We start from the raw sequence: 15,709 nt of genomic DNA on the forward strand, positions 1-15,709 counted from the left end.
TCGCTGCGCTCTGCATGACCACCTGTTTAGGGTATAAATGCAATTACTGATTCAAATACACTGACTTCAGCTGATAGGTATTCTGCGTCACTACTCGCTCGTTTTCGCTTAAGCCTTCGGCGATGGTGGTTTGCTGATCGTCGGCGGCGCCGGGGCGGATGTAGCGGAGCTTGAATACCTCGGGGGCCGTGTGCACGAAGACGGCTGGGCGCCCCCCGACGTCGGTGACAGCGCTGGTCGGGACAGTAAGTTGGGCTTCGGCGCCGCGGGTTTGGACGCGCACGTTTACGCTTTGGCCAGGTCGGAGCGTGGTGTTGCCCTGCACGGACAGCACCAGCTCGCGGGCCTGATTTACGGGGTTCACCACGTTACTGAACGACACTAAGCGAGCCGGTACCGAGGTGCCATCTTGCAGACCTTCAATCACAAACCGGCCGGCTTCATTCACCTGACTCATGTCGGCGGCAAACACCTGCGCCTGCACATACAGCTGGCCAGGGTTGATAACGCGCAGCAGGTCATCGCCTTGATTTACTTGTTGCCCCACAGCCAGCCCGAACACATCGACGGTGCCCATAATGGGAGCCCGTAGCTCGACGCGGCGCTGACTGCTTTGGTTGTTTAGAATGCCAGCGTTTTGGCGGGCTTGACGTAGGCGCAGCTCAGCGGCCACCACGTCTTTGCGGGCGGCTATATCCTCGATGCTTTTGAGGCGGGCGTAATCCTGCTGGGCGGCGCGTAGTTCGGCCTGGGCATTGGCGCGGTCGGTGGCCAGACCAATCTGCTCGGTGGCAGCCAGGGTTTGATCGAGCACCGCCAGCACCTGGCCGGCCCGCACGTTCTGCCCTACGCGCACATTCAGCGACACCAAACGGCCGGTTTGGGGCGCAACTACGCGGCCTTCGCCGCCGGGCGCCGCCGTCACTTGACCCAGCAAGGTGCGGCGCGTGAGTAGGGTGTCGGAGGTGACTAGCTGGGTGCGAATCTCAAATAGAAACTGGCTTTCCTTGGGCATAACTACCTCATCTGGGGCGCCGGAGGTAACGCCCGAAGCGGTGGCCGTTGCGCCGTGGTCTTCGCCGCCGTGGGCTGCCAACGGACGCGGCGGGGGCAGGAAAACTGCGAACAGGCCACAAAGCAGAGTTGTCAGCAGGAGGCTGGCTGCTTTCCAGTGGCGGAAGAATGGTTTTGGGGACGTTTTCATGAGTGTACCAAGGGCGGTTGGGCGTTGGTGACGCGGGTGCGGCGGCGGAGAAGCAAAGCGGTAAGGGCGACGCCCGCCAAAAAGCCCCCCAGCAGCAGTAAACCCATTTTCCAAGTCAGAAATGACTCTGTAGTTGGTGCTGCCGCCGCAACGGGAAGTTCCTTACCCACCTCTATGCCTTTGAGAAGCATTAAATCGGCCCGCTTGCCAGCTACAATGTTCACCGTGAGGCTATACGCTTGGTTGGCAGGAAACTGGCCTTCCACCAAATACTCGCCGGGTCCTTGGGGCGTGGCCGCGAATTGGAGTTTGTCGTTTTCGGGCACCGTGAAGGTGAGGCGGGCACCGGAGATGGGTGCGTTGGTGGCAAAATCTGATACAAACAGGCGCAAATGAGCGGGCTCGCCGGCCTTTATGGGCTCGTAGCGCAGCAGCAGCTCAAACTGCGTTGATTGGCTCGTAACCGAGAAATACTGCGCGCCCGCCGCCGAAGCAGTGGCGGTTTCGCCGTGGTCTTCGCCGCCGTGGGCCGTGGCGGATGGCGCCCCAAAACCCAGGGCGCCAAGGAGCAGAATGACTAGCAGATAGGGTTTCATTGGCCGCGTAAAAAGTTGAGTTGAATAAGCGCTTCCTGATACCCACGCACCGCAGCGAGGTAGTCGGCGCGGATCTGGAAGGCCTGATTAACGCTTTGCACGAACAAGTAGTAGCTAACTTCTCCGGCCTTGAATAACCGCTGGGCCGTGCTGATAATGGTCGTGGACTGGGGCAAGCCCGTTTGCTGAAAATAGCGCACGCTGGCTTCAAACTTGGTTACGTCAGCCAAGGCCTGCTGGGATTCGCGACTGACTTCCAACGTAGTAGCTGCCCGCTGCGCCAGCGACGCCTGCAAGCGGGCGTCGGCCGCCCGCACCTGTGAGCGGTAGGTCCAGAAATAAAGTGGTAGCGACAAACCCGCCTGAAAGCGGTTCTTGATGGGCGAATCCCGCTCCCCTTGGTTTTGATAACCGAGTATCACGCCCGGTAGGGCTCGCGCCCGCGCCAAACGCAGATTCAAGCGGCTCACCTCGATGTTTTGCAACGCAAACGCCAGCTGCGGATTAGCTTGAAGTTGTGCGCTGTCCGTTGCGGTTGCGACCGGGCTGGGGGGCAAAATCACTGTGCCCAAGGCCACTAAATCGGCGCCGGTGGTCAGCTCGGCGGTGGACTGGCCCAGGAGCAGCCCCAGCCGGGCCTGGGCAGCGCGGCGGTCGGCGGCGGCTTGCTGGAGACGGTTGGCAGCTTGCCTTGATTCGGCCTCGGTGCTTACGCGCTGCAAATAATCGACTTCGCCGGCGGCGTAGAGGCGCTCGGAGGCGGCAGCGAGGGTGCGGAGGAGGCTGTCTTGGCTGGCCAGCTGGCGCTGTTGGGCTTCGGCTATTTGCAGAGCCAAGTAGCTCAGGCGTACCTCGCGCTGCACCGTATTGCGACTAATCTGTTGGTTGCGCTGAGCCAACGTCACTTGCGCCCGGCCAACCTGAGCTTGGCGGGTGTACACGGTCGGAAATTCGAAGGTCTGCTGAACGCCCAGCGTGTAGAATTCCCCCGTGGGGCTTTCCACAATAATGCCCGGATTAATCAGCGAAAAAGCCCCCGCCGCAATGCTTCCTGCTCGCGCTGCTCCGCCCCCGCCTGCCGTAGCGCCGGGCTCACCCGCAAGGCGCCCGCCAGGGCACTATCCAGGCTAAGCACTTGCTGGGCGCGCGCCGGAAGCACAAGCAATAACATCCCAAGCGCTGCCAGTAGCCTCAGCTTGAAGTGTTTACATGAATATTCAAGGAGTTTATTCACTGAGAATTGACTCTATTGTTACTTCTTGATTCTCGTCTTTGATCCCATCCAGTAAGGCCGTCATGCAGAGCGGCAGCGAAGCATCTCGCTCGCTTCGTTGATTAGCTTGGCAACATCAGCACGCGAGATGCTTCGCTGCCGCTCTGCATGACGGCCTTACTGGATGGCTTTAGCTTTTCTTTACTAAGTCCATGTTGCACACGGGGCACTTGCCGGGCTGGGTGCTGGCGCTGCCCTCGCACTTCATGGGGCACTCGTAGGTGGCGGCGGCCGTGGCGCCGGCGGCTGGGGCTACGTTCACGGTGAAGTCGGCAGTGTGAATTTGCCCCCCATGATTAAACTGGAGGAAAACGCGGTATATACCGGCCTGCTCGAAGCCTGTTTGGAAACCGATGCTGGGGCCACGGTTGGCGCCCGCGTCGCCGGGGTGCACGTGCAAGTACTGCTTCGTGTCCTCGCTGATGATCACCATATGACCCAGCGCGCCGAGGTAGTTATCGAGGTTGGTAACGGGCTGACCATTGCGGCTCACGTTCACTTGTAAGGCCAAAGGCTGACCAACTTGCACAGCCTTATCGAAGGACAATACAGCCTCGTAGCCGTTTTTCTGCCAACGCATCTGGTCATTCGTAAACTTTACCTGCTCTTTCTTCGGACCGGCAACAGCCACTTCCTGGCGACCCAGCTGGTGGGCGCCGCCCTCCGGCTGATAGTCTTGGTAGAGCACGTAGTCGCCGCCGGTTTTGAAGGTGAAAGGCACATTATACTTGCCATCGGCCGTGAACTCGGGGTGCTCGTGGTAGAACTCCGATAAGTCTTTGCTCACGATGATGAGGTGCATTTTCTTCTCGTGTAGTATAGCCAGCGGCACAGGCGCTTTTTCCTGACCTTCGATCTGAGGCAGGAAAGACAAGGTGACGGGCTTACCAGCGGCAAGCTGAGCGGGCGCTGAAGTAAACACCATACGGTAGGTTTTGCCATCGTTATTGGCGCCGTCGGTGTGTTCCAGGGTCATGCCGCATTTAGGGCATTTGCCGGGCTCGTTGCTCACTACTTCGGGGTGCATCGGGCAGGTATAAATATGCTCGCCGGCGTGGGTAGCGCTTGCCTCCGTGCCGTGGTCATGGCCATCGGCGGCGGTTTGCGAGCTGTTTGAAGCGTTATCAGAGCAACTGGTGGTCGAGAGGGAGAGGCCAGCCAGGAGCAAGCCCACAGACAATAGGTTTTTCATAAAAAGGAGCATGTTATAAATGCGAAATGAAGCCCTGGGGGCTTTTTGTGTGAAGTCAGGAAGGGTGGAAGGAGGGAGGCTTGCAGTGCAACGGGGCTCAAAGCTTGATCAGACACGCGAAAAGGTCCGCGCCAGCCCACGGACAAGCCGGGGCAGCGCGGACCTTTTCAGACGCGAAACCTTAAATAGTCAGGGAACCAATAAACACCCGGATATCGGGAATCTTGGGCTTCAGATGGGCGGGTGGCACCAGCAACACAGGTTGCGTGCGGTCCCAAGCCTCAAAATGAGCTAGTGCAAAGCTGCTGGCTGGAGGCAGCGCCAGGTGCAGGGGCATTGCCTTATCGAAGCTAACCTTGGGCGGATGCGTGAGCGACGCGAAAAAAGTCGAGGTTTTGTCGCGGCAGCATTCGTCCTTCTGTCCTTGCTCATCGCCCGAAGCGTGGTCCTGATCGTGATGATGAGAAACTGCTTTGTGCTCGTGCGGAGTGCTCGTGGCGTGACTGTGCTGCTCCGTGGCCGCCACATACTGAGGCAGACTGCGGGCCTGCACGCCAAAGCACAAGCACAGAAACTGCACCGCGAACACGCTCAGAAAGACCCCCAGCAAGCTGGCGGCCACTCGACGACGAACAGGAGCAGTGAGTTTGTACATGGCGAATTCTTAACGACAAACTTACGTCAGTTGTTCACTGCCAAGCAAATCAGTATGGATTGCTGGGAAGGGCAAAAATGCGGCGTTGAAAGTCGATTGCGCCGCTTTAAGCCTCACTGATATCAGAATGCAGCCATTCCTAAAGGAAGCAGTGCCTCCGATTGCCGGACTAAGAGCCATAGTTCTATAAGCTCTGAGCTTAATTATGAACCTGCCGAAAAGGGGATAGTGACTTTAATTTAAGACGGTCATGCAGAGCACAGCGAAGCATCTCGCGTGCTGATGCGGGATTAGTAACCTGACATCAGCACGCGAGATGCTTCGCTGTGCTCTGCATGACGGACGGGTAAGCGCATGTTGAGAAAACAAATGCGCCGCAAAGGCAGAACTCTGTACTTCCTAGCGCGAATTGCGCACCTCCATCTGGGGCTGGCAGACGTTACTTTGTATAGCGTTTTGGACGTTTTCAGTCCCAGCTTTTGTTACCAATGAAATTCCCTGTTTTATGAATACTACGTCAGCACCATCGCCTTCGCAAGTGCCGACTCCCGGCGAGCCGGCAAATTTGCCCCCCAACACTACCACTGAAACCACAACGCTTAATATAGAGGGCATGACCTGCGCTTCCTGCTCCAATTTTGTGGAGCGCGCCTTGAGTCGTACGCCCGGTGTGCAGCGCGCTACCGTTAATCTGGCCAGCGAAAAAGCGACTGTCGAGTTTCTGCCTACTCAGATAGATAAGGCCGGTCTGCGGGCGGCGGTGGAGCAGGCCGGATACGCCGTGCACGAGCCGGTGGCGGCTGGGGTGCTGGGTTCCGACGAGGAACTGGCTCAGCGCAAAGCGGCTGCTTATCGCAAACTGCTGCGCCGGTTTTGGGTAGCAGTTGCCCTGGCGGCCATCATCATGCCGCTGTCTATGGTTATGCTGTGGCCGGCGCTGATGCAGCGCGTGTCGATGCCGGTACTCAACTATGTACAATTGCTGCTCACGTTGCCCGTGCTCTTGTATAGCGGGCGCGAGTTCTATGTGTCGGCCTGGAATGGGCTGCGCCACCGCACCGCCAGCATGGATACGCTTATTGCCGTGGGTACTGGCGCGGCATTTCTCTATAGCCTCGCGGCCACGCTGATACCGAACTGGTTTATGCGCCAAGGCCTGATGCCGGAGGTGTATTACGACACCACGGCCACCATCATTGCCCTGATTCTGCTGGGTAAAGTGCTGGAAAGCCGGGCTAAGCAACGTACGTCGGCCGCCATTCGGGCGCTGATGGATCTGCAAGCCAAAACGGCCCGCGTTGTGCGCCACGGTCAGGAAGTTGATATTCCTATCGAAGAAGTTCGGCTGAATGACATCGTACTTGTGCGGCCCGGCGAAAAAGTGGCCACCGATGGCGTTATCACAGAAGGCCGCTCGGCGCTGGATGAGGCTATGCTGACGGGCGAAAGTCTGCCGGTAGAAAAGAAGGTCGGAGACCCGGTATTTGGGGCTACGCTGAATAAAACCGGCTCCTTCCGCTTCCAAGTGACCAAAGTAGGCCACGAAACCATGCTGGCGCAAATTGTGAAGCTGGTGGAAGAAGCCCAAGGCAGCCGCGCACCCATTCAGCGCCTCGCTGATAAGGTGAGCGCCGTGTTTGTGCCGATCGTGGTCATGATTGCCATTGCGACCTTCGTAGTCTGGTTTCTGGCCGCGCCGGAGGCTACTCGTTTGCCGCTGGCTTTGGTCAATTTTGTGGCGGTGCTCATCATTGCCTGTCCCTGTGCGCTCGGCTTGGCCACGCCCACGGCCATCATGGTCGGTACAGGCAAAGGGGCTGAACATGGTGTGCTGATTCGCAATGCGGAGGCGCTGGAAAAAGCCTATCAGGTAAACACCGTGCTGCTCGACAAAACAGGTACCATCACCCGCGGCGAGCCCGCCGTGACGGACTTTATTCCCCTGAATTTGCCCCCCAGCACGGATCAGGCATCCGTGTTAGCTATGCTAACGGCGCTGGAGCGGCAGTCGGAACATCCGTTGGCTGAGGCTGTGGTACGCTACGCGGATGCGCAGGGCGTGGCATCATTGCTTGCTGCTGATTTCCAGGCCTATGAAGGCCGCGGTGCTGGTGCCACGGTAGAAGGCCAGCGGGTACTTATTGGCAACCGTCGGCTGCTAGAGGAACATAACGTACTACTAACTCCTGCCTCTACTGAAGCCGCTGACCGATTACTGGATGAGGCCAAAACGGTGCTCTATGCGGCCATTGGGGGGCAAATTGTCGCCTTATTTGGCGTGGCTGACACCGTACGCGAAACGTCGGCGGCGGCTATTCGGGAACTGCAACGGCAGGGCTTGGAAGTAGTTATGATGACCGGTGACAATCAGCAAACCGCTGCCAAAGTAGCTCAACAAGTAGGTATTACGCGCTTTTTCGCCGAAGTATTGCCGCAGGATAAAGCCAGTAAAGTGAAGGCGTTGCAAGCCGAAGGCCGCATCGTAGCGATGGTCGGCGACGGCATCAACGATGCTCCCGCGCTGGCGCAGGCCGACTTAGGCTTAGCGATGGGCGGCGGCACCGATGTAGCCATGGAAGCCGCCGGCATCACCCTCATGCGCTCCGACCTCAACGGGGTAGTCACGGCGCTGCGTCTCTCGCGCCAAACTATGCGCACTATCCGCCAAAACCTGTTTTTCGCCTTCGTTTACAACACGCTCGGTATTCCTATTGCCGCGGGCCTGCTGTATCCCTTCACTGGCTGGCTGCTCTCGCCTATGCTAGCTGCCGCCGCGATGGCTCTCAGCTCTGTGTCGGTGCTCACCAACTCGCTACGGCTGCGCGCCGCTAAGGTGTAGTCGTTGATTTGTCGTTTGTCATGCAGAGCGGAGCGAAGCATCTCGCGTGCTGATATTAGGTTGGTAATCCTACTACCGCTGCCGAGATGCTTCGCTCCGCTCTGCATGACGGACGGAATTTTGGCAGGTTGTAGTAATACTGTTTGAAAATCATGGACACAACTGAAATCATTGTTTTGCTTGGGGGCATGGCCTCCATTGGCTTCGTCGGCTGGTTCTTCTTTATGGCCCCGCACCAAGTAGCCACGGCTGTATCCTCGAGCAGCGGCGTGCAGCAGGTCGATATTATGGTGAAGGGCGGCTATTCGCCGAATGTAATTGAGGTGGAAAAGGATAAGCCCGTGCAGCTGAACTTTTACCGCGACGAAGACAACAGCTGCTCCGAGGAACTGCTGCTGCCCGATTTTCAGATTCGCCGTGAGTTGGCGCCTTTCCAAACGACGGCCGTGGAACTGCTGCCCCGGCAGGCGGGCACATTCGAGTTTACCTGCGGGATGCACATGCTACGCGGCCAACTCGTTGTGAAGTAACGGGTTATTCAATCAGGGGTGTTTGATTCCCGACTTTGGGGTTTTTCGGTTGAGGTTATTTGCGAAGCTGGGGGGCTTTTTTTCGACCTTCGGGCGCATAATTAAGTAACTACGCTGGAGCTATCCTGCGTATGCTGCTGTTACAACGCCATGACCGAAACCGACCCCTTCCGCCGCCCCGATCTGCTGCGCCTGCCCTACGATGATTACCGTGCACTGCCAGCCATTGCCAACTCCGATCTCTCGCGGCTGCGCGATGCCCTGAACGGGCGCTACCAGAAGCCGGCTTCTATGTCAGGCGCTTTAGGATTGGGCACCGCATTTCATACGGCCTTGCTGGAGCCTACTTTGTACGAGCCCGGCCTGCCCGGTATCAACGATACGCTGGTGTGGTGGATGGTAGAAGGCGTGCAGCTTAACCCCGAAATAAAGGAACTGCTAGCCACTGGCGTGCCTGAGCCGAGCTGCATTTTCACCGAGCCTTCTACCCAAACCGTCTGTAAGCTGCGTGCCGACCTTGTAGTGCCCGAAACCGACCGTGGCTACACCATCATCGACTTTAAAACCACCAACGCCCGCGACTACGACCACTTCCTGTGGCAGTGCTCCGGCTACGACTACGACCGCCAGGCCGCCTTCTACCTTGATGCCCTCCACGCCGACCGGTTTCTGCTAGTAGGGGTTCAAAAAGTGGAGCCCTTCAAGATTTTCACCGTGGAAGTATCGCGGACGATGCTGGGGGATGGCCGGGCCAAATACCTGCGTCTGTTGCGTTTGCTCCAGCCTAAAGCCGAGGTGCCCGCCCATTTGTCGGAAGCGGTGCGCGAGATAACCGAGGGGCTGAACGGAGAGTAAAACTGGGCTGAACGAACCCGGCTGTTAGGTTTTATTTCGGCTGAAAGCGTGCTTCAACTTCTGAAGCCACTGCGGCTCTTCCACCTCATCTTCCAGCAGAAACGCGTACGGGTGCAGGGCAGGTACGTGGGAGCAAATGATGCGGATGATAGCGAAAAGGGGCTCGAACAGAATCATGCCCGGTACGCCCCAAATCAGCTCGCCGAGCACCACGGCAACGATAGTGAAGATGGGGCTCAGGTTCAAATTGGCCCCCATCACTAGTGGCTCGATGATATTATTGTCGATAACCTGCGCGGCCACCATAATACCGACCGTTGGCAACACCTGACCGGAGGAGCCACTAACTAAGGCCATTATCAACGGAAAAAGCCCCCAACGAACGCGCCCACGTACGGAATGATGGTGGGAAAAGCCGCAATGAGGCCCAGCAGCACGGCATTCTGCAGACCGATGATGGAAAAGCCGATGGCGTAGAACACAGCCAGAAAAATAACGGAAATCATGCGGCCCACTAGGTACTGGCCCGACACTTGGCGGATCTGGTGTAGCATCCGGGCATACTCGGAGCGGTTTTCGGCGGGCGCCAGTCGCAGCAAAAACTCCCGGAACTTACTGCGCTGCCACAGTAGAAAGAATAAGTACAACAGCACCAGCACAAAGCCCCCCAGCAACCCAAAAATGCCTTTGAGAGAAGTAGTGAGGTAGCGGTTAGCCGACTGCGCAATCTTGCTGATCTGCTCCTGTACAAACTGAATCTGAGCTTTTGGCGTGACGCCAAACTCGCGTTGAATCAACTGCTGGCCCTGACCTAAAAGCTCCTGTAGCTTGGCCTGAATCTGGGGTAGCTGCTCGGAAATATTGGCGGCCTGCTCGCCAATGGCCCAGCCCATGGCCCCAATAACCAACAACAGCAGCACAAGGCAAACGAAAGAAGCAAGTCCGCGCCCTAGCCCCCAGCTTTCCAGCCGCCGACTAACCGGCGCCAGCAGCATGGCCAGCACAATGGCAAATGCCACCGGAATCAGAAATAATCGGCCGTAATAAAGCAGGGCCAACGCCAGCAAGGCAAGTAGTAGCAAACCATTGACACGGACCAGAGAAATGCTTCGCATGCAATAGGAATTAGTGGCAAAGAGAGGACGCCCGCAGGGAGAGGCACGCCCTCAATACGTTGCCCGGCTGGCAGCGTTTTATCGGGGTCAACTGGTTGAATTTGCCCCCCAGTAGTGCCTGTGTATGCTAGCCCGTTTGGGCCGTGATGTTCTGCACCGAAATGCCGGCCTTTAACAATGCTTCGCGAATATCATCCTGGCCGGGCGAATCGGGGTGGGTGACGGCAACTTCCACTTCGCCGGGCTCTATCCGGTCTACGAGCAGCTTGAGGCCGGTGAGCAGCTGGCGCACCTGCCCAATGCTTTCGGTGTCCCGCATGGCATCAATTTGCAGGATATAGCGGACCAGCTGGTTCGGGTTGACGTTGGGTGTAGGAATAGCCATAGCATTGATTTAAAAGGGAAAGACAAACTAATATGCTTACTGCATCTACTGTCTACGCGTTATGCCGAGCTTCGCTTGGGGCTGATACTCAGACATCGTACGTAATGGCAGCTACTTCCACTACTTCCTCTTTCGGCCCGAGGTGTAACGTGACGCGTTGGCCCAGCTTTGCCCCCTGCACGGCCTTGGCAATAGGTGCCACAAAGGCAATTTTGCCTTCCGCAATAGAAGATTCATCTACTCCAACCAACGTAAACTTTCGCGTAAAGCTGGATTTGCCGCCGCTCACGGTTCGCAGCGTAACGGTCGCGCCAAAGCGCACTTCATCGGTGGGCTGCTGGCGAGGGTCTACCACTTTGGCGCTGGCAATACGGGCGCTGAGGTCGCTGAGGCGGCCATTGAACAGGCTGAGCAGGCGGGTGCGGTCGGCGTCGTTGTCGCGGTTGGCCTCGGCTTGGGCGCGTTCCGCTTCCAGCTCTGTCAGCTCGGCGCGGAGTAGTTCCAAGCCGTGGGGCGTCACGTAGTTGGGCGTATCGGGTGGCAGGGCGGCGCGGGGCGGAATGATAGGCGGCTGCTGGGCGTCGTCCTCTTTGGTAAATGCTCGGCTCATGCTAGTTGCTAACGCAGCCCCGGAGTGGGAGTTGCGAAACCTGAGCTGGGGGGCAAATACCAAGCTTTGCAGTACTTGAACCCTATGCGCAAAAATGGTGGTGCGCCTCTTCGGCCAGCTCCCGCATCCGCTGCTTCAGCTCCGGCGGCGACACAATCGTGACATGCGTTGTAAACACGAGTAGCCAGCGGGCCAGATTATCCAAACACTCCACCAGAAACGTCATTTCCCGCCAGCCATCCGCCTGGAGCTGCTCGTGGGTCCAGTAGAAATAATGCTTGTTTTCTTGTACGTAACCCATGGCTTCCGGCGCAAAGCGCACGACCATCGCCTGGGCCTGCCGCCGTTGTGCCTGCTCCTGCCAGTACGACTGCAACGTATCGGGGCGGGGGGCAAAATGCTCGTCGCACAGGTGCAGGGCGGCAATGCGGTCGAGGCGAAAATTCCGGAACTCTTGGCGCAATCGGCAGAATGCTACCACGTGCCAGTATTGCCCAAAGTACAAGCCTATGGGCTCCACATCGCGCTGCGTAGCCACGCCGTTGTACCCGGCGCGGTAGTCGAGGCGCACCACCAGCTGTTGGGCAATGCTGGTGAGCAAAAGCTGATGCGTGTTCGTTGTGGGGGGCAAAATTGGGGTTCGCGCCGCGCGGGGCTGGAGCACCGTAATGCGCGGACTAAGCGCCTCCAGGTAGTCACGGTCGGGGCGGCGCAGCACGGCTCGCAGCTTGTCCATGGCCGCGTGGCTAAGCTGGGCAGTGTGCGCGTCGGTAAGCTGCGACACCAGTTTTTCAGCCGTGCTTAGGGCCGTGGCTTCTTCCCGCGTAAACATGACCGGAGGTAATCGGTAGCCCTCGGCCAGTGAATAGCCTACCCCGGGCTCCCCGCAGAGTGGTACGCCTGCTTCTTCGAGGGTGCGCAAGTCGCGGTATACGGTGCGCAAACTCACGTCAAACCGCTCTGCCAAATCTTGGCCTTTCACACTGCGCTTAGCTTGCAGCTGAATCAAAATGGCCGTGATGCGGTCGAAGCGGTTCATGGGTCGAAAAGCAAAGCAGTTGGGCCTAAAATCTCACCACTTAAGGGCAGCTCAATATGCACAGCCGCGCCCCTAACATATGCCCTGCAATAACTAAAGAATTTAGCTAAAAGGAAAGAAATAGCTAAATATCTCTATGCCTACTGACATAGAGCTGTCACTTGCTGCGACGTTCTTTACACCATCAAAACAAGGAGTTATCATTATGGAAGTCGCCTTTTTCACTGTTAACGCTACGCCAATGCAAAAAATGTTAGCATGCTCCGTCCGCCAGCTTTTTGTCGCCCCATGTCCGCTGCCAGCAGTAGAGGTTTTTCAAACTAACGTCAGCTCCCCACTTTTGGCTAACACTATTATCCGGGCGCTCCACACTCGGTTTATAAGCCTCAAAGCCACCTTCGATCTGGACGATTGCGACCGGGTGCTACGGGTGCAAAGCCCGTACGGTGAGCCGGCATTGTGGGACCAAGTTGCCGCGATAGTGCGCGGGTTTGGAGTGCAGATTGAGGTGCTGCCTGAGTGAACGATTGTAGATAAAGGGGGGCTTTTTGGTAAATACAATATGAGAATCGTGTCCAAATTGTCTTGCTAATCAATTAGAAGGCAAGAACTTAAACCCAAGCGCAAACTTGATATTAAGCATTAGCTTTAGGCAAGCATTTTTAGTGAATTCAATAAACAGCTATGCTTTTCTCAGACCGCCAGTTGGCGCAACGGCTAGAACGGACCGAGGCTAGCGCCAACGCCCAATTCGTGGAGGCCCGCGCCCGATTATTTCCCGAGAGTCAGGCGCAATGGATAGAGGTAGCCGGCGCCTATGCTATGTACGATGGCGCGGAGTCCTTTCTAACCCAAACGTTCGGGTTAGGCTTGTTTGGAGAAGTTGAGGCCGCTGATCTGAGTGCATTGGAAGCATTTTTCAAGCAGCGCAATGCACCTGTATACCATGAGATTAGTCCTCTGGCCGACGCAAGCTTACTGCCTTTGCTCACTCGGCGCGGGTATCAGCCTATGGAATTTACGAGCGTGTTATATCAACCGCTTGCGCTTACCGATAGAGAAACTGCCCCTTCAAACTCGCGCCTCACAACTCGCTTAGTAGAGGCTGAGGAGAAGGATTTGTGGGCCCGCACCTCGGCTCGTGGGTGGCACACGGAGCATCCCGACATGGCAGATTTCTTTCTGGAGTTCGGCCAGATTAGCGCGCAAACCCCGGGAGCCAGCCCTTTCCTCGCGGAGCTGGATGGCCAACCAATTGCGGCTGGCGGTTTATTTATTTACGACGGCGTAGCCTTGTTAGCGGGTGCCAGTACTGTACCCGAAGGTCGGCGCCAAGGAGCCCAGCAGGCGTTGTTGGATGCGCGTTTGAGCTACGCTGCCGAACAGGGTTGCAGCCTCGCCATGATGGGCGCATTGCCAGGCAGTCAGTCGCAACGCAATGCCGAAAAGCAAGGGTTTCGTATTGCGTATACACGCATCAAATGGCAGTTGGCGTAAACCCCAATCTGTCGTCTTCCCTAGTCACTTTCTTCTCTTGCCCCGCTGTGCGTGCGGCGCTGCCAGGCATAAATACCAGCCGCCACGCCTGCTACAAGTGCCGCTCCCAACCAGGCTTTGCTGCCAGATGAGTTCGAGTCGCCACGGTGCCCGCCCGTAATTTCAGTGCCGCGTGGAGCAGGTTGGGGGGCAAATATGCTGCCTTCGCTAACTGGCGCCGGATCGGCACGGCGCTGCGCAATCTTGAAAAAGCGCAGCATAGACCACTGCGTGACGCCCGGCGCCACCGCCCGGAACACCCGCATTACCCGGCCCGACCAGCCCACCATCACGCTGGGCCGGGGCCGCTGAGCCAGAGCCACCAGCGTATCGGCGACCAACTGGGGGGCAAATATGGGCGACACAGGTTTTACTACCTTCCCCGAATAATTGGCGCCGTGCTGAAAGCCGGGCGTATCCACAAACGCCGGATACACGCTGCAAACATGGATATCAGGCGAGTCGAGCAGCTCGGTGCGGAGCGCTTCGGCCATGCCGCGCAGCCCAAACTTACTAGTGATATAAGCCACCGTGTACGGCATGGGCACCCAGCCTCCCAATGAGTTCATAAAGATGAGCACCCCGTGCTGCTGACGCCGGAAGTAAGGCAGCACGGCATACGCCCCGTACAGATTCCCCAGCAAGTTGACACGCAACACTTGCTCGTGTGCCTCTAGCGGGGTTTTGTCGAATTCGCCTACCGCGCCTGTTCCCACGTTGTTTATCCAGACGTCAATTTGCCCCCCAAAGGCGGCAGCGGCTTCCGCCAGCTGAGCTACGGCTTGCGCATCGGTCACATCCGTGGGTACGGGGAGGGCCGCGCCTCCAAGTCGTTCGCATTCGGCGGCTACTTCAGCCAGCACCTCAGCGCGCCGGGCCGCCAGCACGAGCTTAGCGCCGTGGCGGGCAAATGTGAGGGCCGCAGCCCGGCCAATACCGCTGGAGGCGCCCGTGATAACCACCGTGGCGCCGCGTAGATTACGCTTGCTCATAACTTGATACGATAGGAGGGAAGTATGCTAAATCTAACGGCCCGCTTAAGCATTAGTTATAGTTCAGGTTGTTGCCCCGAGGCCTACTTTCGCTTGCCTATGGCATACTGAATGCCCCCCAGAAGATGGCGCAGAAACAGCGGCTCTTGGTAACTCTCATTGGTGTGGCCGCCAGCCGTATAAAAAGCCCGGCCACCGTCGAATTCATGGTGCCAAGCTATGGGGTGCGTGGCTCCGTTGGTGCCGCCGGAGTAGCTGCTCTCATCCAGCGTCGCTAGCACCGTAATGGTGGGCTGAATGTTCTTGAAGTTATACCACTCATCGGTGCGCGGCCAGGCATCGGGCAGGAAAGATGTGGCGCTATGCGTCTTGTTGGTTACCCGAATAATAGCTGGCTGAATGGCCGGATGACTGCTAAAATAGGCCCCCACTAGTCGGTTGTACCAAGGCCAGCCATACTCGGTATCAGTAGCAGCATGAATGCCCACAAAGCCTTTGCCGGAGCGGATATATTGTTCAAAGGCCGCCTGCTGTGCATCGTTGAGCACGTCTTGCGTGGTACTCAGAAACACCACGGCGTCGTACTGCTTTAGATTGTCAACGGTGAAGGCGCTAGCGTTTACCGTCGTATCTACTTTTATCCCGTTTTCCTGCCCCAATTTCTGAATGGCCGCCCGCCCCACGGGAATAGATTCGTGCTTGAAGCCAGCGGTTTTATAAAACACCAAAATAGCGGGCGTCGGCGTGGCCAATGGCGTAGAATTGGTGGCTGAAGCAGAGCAGCCCAATAAGCTTCCACAAACCAGGAATAGTAGGAGCTGTAGGCTTTTCATAGGATGGAAGTAGAGAGGAAAGAATTAAAAGTGCAGCGAGCCATTAATTGTGTCA

18 protein-coding genes are annotated in these 15,709 nt (G+C 57.4%); 5 read left to right on the forward strand and 13 right to left on the reverse strand.

Features of this window, described 5'->3' with window-relative positions; translation table 11 throughout:
- Positions 1 to 43: 43 nt before the first annotated feature.
- The 6 genes from EPD59_RS07765 to EPD59_RS07785 all read right to left on the reverse strand — a co-directional run bounded on the left by EPD59_RS07765 (position 44) and on the right by EPD59_RS07785 (position 4,920).
- Positions 44 to 1,204, reverse strand: a complete 1,161-nt coding sequence (locus EPD59_RS07765; protein WP_133272286.1) for an efflux RND transporter periplasmic adaptor subunit — start codon at positions 1,202 to 1,204, stop codon at positions 44 to 46.
- Entirely contained in the window at positions 1,201 to 1,800 is a 600-nt protein-coding gene (locus EPD59_RS07770) for a hypothetical protein (RefSeq protein WP_133272287.1), read from the reverse strand. Before EPD59_RS07770 ends, EPD59_RS07765 begins: the two co-directional genes overlap by 4 nt.
- A complete protein-coding gene (locus tag EPD59_RS07775) occupies positions 1,797 to 2,804 on the reverse strand; it encodes a TolC family protein (protein ID WP_133272288.1) in 1,008 nt (335 codons plus the stop codon). The genes EPD59_RS07770 and EPD59_RS07775 overlap by 4 nt, the downstream gene beginning before the upstream one ends.
- Before the next feature lie 17 nt (positions 2,805 to 2,821).
- Positions 2,822 to 2,959: a hypothetical protein gene (locus tag EPD59_RS21550; protein ID WP_165963517.1), complete on the reverse strand. Its 138-nt coding sequence runs from the start codon at positions 2,957 to 2,959 to the stop codon at positions 2,822 to 2,824.
- 244 nt (positions 2,960 to 3,203) lie between these two features.
- Positions 3,204 to 4,265: a heavy metal-binding domain-containing protein gene (locus tag EPD59_RS07780; protein ID WP_133272289.1), complete on the reverse strand. Its 1,062-nt coding sequence runs from the start codon at positions 4,263 to 4,265 to the stop codon at positions 3,204 to 3,206.
- A gap of 181 nt (positions 4,266 to 4,446) precedes the next feature.
- A complete protein-coding gene (locus EPD59_RS07785) occupies positions 4,447 to 4,920 on the reverse strand; it encodes a hypothetical protein (protein WP_133272290.1) in 474 nt (157 codons plus the stop codon).
- A gap of 505 nt (positions 4,921 to 5,425) precedes the next feature.
- On the opposite strand from EPD59_RS07785, the gene EPD59_RS07790 reads away from it, so the two are divergent.
- The 3 genes from EPD59_RS07790 to EPD59_RS07800 all read left to right on the forward strand — a co-directional run bounded on the left by EPD59_RS07790 (position 5,426) and on the right by EPD59_RS07800 (position 9,144).
- A complete protein-coding gene (locus EPD59_RS07790) occupies positions 5,426 to 7,759 on the forward strand; it encodes a heavy metal translocating P-type ATPase (protein ID WP_133272291.1) in 2,334 nt (777 codons plus the stop codon).
- A 152-nt stretch (positions 7,760 to 7,911) separates the two neighbouring features.
- Entirely contained in the window at positions 7,912 to 8,289 is a 378-nt protein-coding gene (locus EPD59_RS07795) for a cupredoxin domain-containing protein (RefSeq protein WP_133272292.1), read from the forward strand.
- Between the two features lie 150 nt (positions 8,290 to 8,439).
- Complete coding sequence (locus EPD59_RS07800; RefSeq protein ID WP_133272293.1) at positions 8,440 to 9,144, forward strand: PD-(D/E)XK nuclease-like domain-containing protein; 705 nt, start codon at positions 8,440 to 8,442, stop codon at positions 9,142 to 9,144.
- Between the two features lie 24 nt (positions 9,145 to 9,168).
- On the opposite strand, the gene EPD59_RS22355 is transcribed toward EPD59_RS07800, so the two are convergent.
- The 5 genes from EPD59_RS22355 to EPD59_RS07820 all read right to left on the reverse strand — a co-directional run bounded on the left by EPD59_RS22355 (position 9,169) and on the right by EPD59_RS07820 (position 12,293).
- Complete coding sequence (locus tag EPD59_RS22355) at positions 9,169 to 9,501, reverse strand: AI-2E family transporter (RefSeq protein WP_240731666.1); 333 nt, start codon at positions 9,499 to 9,501, stop codon at positions 9,169 to 9,171.
- Positions 9,502 to 9,503: 2 nt separating this feature from the next.
- On the reverse strand, positions 9,504 to 10,259 hold the full coding sequence (locus EPD59_RS07805) for an AI-2E family transporter (protein WP_240731667.1): 756 nt from the start codon (positions 10,257 to 10,259) through the stop codon (positions 9,504 to 9,506).
- Between the two features lie 127 nt (positions 10,260 to 10,386).
- Positions 10,387 to 10,644 carry a hypothetical protein gene (locus EPD59_RS07810; protein WP_133272294.1) on the reverse strand — a complete coding sequence of 86 codons (258 nt, stop codon included), beginning with the start codon at positions 10,642 to 10,644 and terminating at the stop codon, positions 10,387 to 10,389.
- 88 nt (positions 10,645 to 10,732) lie between these two features.
- Positions 10,733 to 11,254, reverse strand: coding sequence for a GreA/GreB family elongation factor (locus EPD59_RS07815; RefSeq protein WP_133272295.1), 522 nt, complete (start codon positions 11,252 to 11,254; stop codon positions 10,733 to 10,735).
- A gap of 82 nt (positions 11,255 to 11,336) precedes the next feature.
- A complete protein-coding gene (locus tag EPD59_RS07820; RefSeq protein ID WP_133272296.1) occupies positions 11,337 to 12,293 on the reverse strand; it encodes a helix-turn-helix transcriptional regulator in 957 nt (318 codons plus the stop codon).
- A gap of 340 nt (positions 12,294 to 12,633) precedes the next feature.
- Between EPD59_RS07820 and EPD59_RS07825 the strand changes: the two genes are divergently transcribed.
- Entirely contained in the window at positions 12,634 to 12,816 is a 183-nt protein-coding gene (locus tag EPD59_RS07825; protein ID WP_133272297.1) for a hypothetical protein, read from the forward strand.
- Between the two features lie 161 nt (positions 12,817 to 12,977).
- Entirely contained in the window at positions 12,978 to 13,790 is an 813-nt protein-coding gene (locus EPD59_RS07830; RefSeq protein ID WP_133272298.1) for a GNAT family N-acetyltransferase, read from the forward strand.
- 20 nt (positions 13,791 to 13,810) lie between these two features.
- Here the strand turns inward: EPD59_RS07830 and EPD59_RS07835 are convergent, their stop codons facing one another.
- Together EPD59_RS07835 and EPD59_RS07840 are read right to left on the reverse strand one after the other, a co-directional pair.
- Positions 13,811 to 14,821, reverse strand: a complete 1,011-nt coding sequence (locus EPD59_RS07835; RefSeq protein WP_133272299.1) for an SDR family oxidoreductase — start codon at positions 14,819 to 14,821, stop codon at positions 13,811 to 13,813.
- Between the two features lie 83 nt (positions 14,822 to 14,904).
- The gene (locus EPD59_RS07840) at positions 14,905 to 15,654 is read right to left on the reverse strand and encodes a ThuA domain-containing protein (protein ID WP_133272300.1); all 750 of its coding nucleotides are present in this window, start codon (positions 15,652 to 15,654) and stop codon (positions 14,905 to 14,907) included.
- Positions 15,655 to 15,709: the final 55 nt, after the last annotated feature.

The organism is Hymenobacter radiodurans (genome assembly GCF_004355185.1).
Taxonomy (GTDB): Bacteria; Bacteroidota; Bacteroidia; order Cytophagales; family Hymenobacteraceae; genus Hymenobacter; species Hymenobacter radiodurans.

Coding starts and splice junctions, on each gene's coding strand:
- EPD59_RS07800 (WP_133272293.1), top strand. CDS start 8,440: ATGACCGAAACCGACCCCTTCCGCCGCCCCGATCTGCTGCGCCTGCCC.
- EPD59_RS07790 (WP_133272291.1), top strand. CDS start 5,426: ATGAATACTACGTCAGCACCATCGCCTTCGCAAGTGCCGACTCCCGGC.
- EPD59_RS07765 (WP_133272286.1), bottom strand. CDS start 1,204: ATGAAAACGTCCCCAAAACCATTCTTCCGCCACTGGAAAGCAGCCAGC.
- EPD59_RS07805 (WP_240731667.1), bottom strand. CDS start 10,259: ATGCGAAGCATTTCTCTGGTCCGTGTCAATGGTTTGCTACTACTTGCC.
- EPD59_RS07770 (WP_133272287.1), bottom strand. CDS start 1,800: ATGAAACCCTATCTGCTAGTCATTCTGCTCCTTGGCGCCCTGGGTTTT.
- EPD59_RS22355 (WP_240731666.1), bottom strand. CDS start 9,501: ATGGCCTTAGTTAGTGGCTCCTCCGGTCAGGTGTTGCCAACGGTCGGT.
- EPD59_RS07780 (WP_133272289.1), bottom strand. CDS start 4,265: ATGAAAAACCTATTGTCTGTGGGCTTGCTCCTGGCTGGCCTCTCCCTC.
- EPD59_RS07830 (WP_133272298.1), top strand. CDS start 12,978: ATGCTTTTCTCAGACCGCCAGTTGGCGCAACGGCTAGAACGGACCGAG.
- EPD59_RS07840 (WP_133272300.1), bottom strand. CDS start 15,654: ATGAAAAGCCTACAGCTCCTACTATTCCTGGTTTGTGGAAGCTTATTG.
- EPD59_RS07785 (WP_133272290.1), bottom strand. CDS start 4,920: ATGTACAAACTCACTGCTCCTGTTCGTCGTCGAGTGGCCGCCAGCTTG.
- EPD59_RS07810 (WP_133272294.1), bottom strand. CDS start 10,644: ATGGCTATTCCTACACCCAACGTCAACCCGAACCAGCTGGTCCGCTAT.
- EPD59_RS07835 (WP_133272299.1), bottom strand. CDS start 14,821: ATGAGCAAGCGTAATCTACGCGGCGCCACGGTGGTTATCACGGGCGCC.
- EPD59_RS07795 (WP_133272292.1), top strand. CDS start 7,912: ATGGACACAACTGAAATCATTGTTTTGCTTGGGGGCATGGCCTCCATT.
- EPD59_RS07820 (WP_133272296.1), bottom strand. CDS start 12,293: ATGAACCGCTTCGACCGCATCACGGCCATTTTGATTCAGCTGCAAGCT.
- EPD59_RS07815 (WP_133272295.1), bottom strand. CDS start 11,254: ATGAGCCGAGCATTTACCAAAGAGGACGACGCCCAGCAGCCGCCTATC.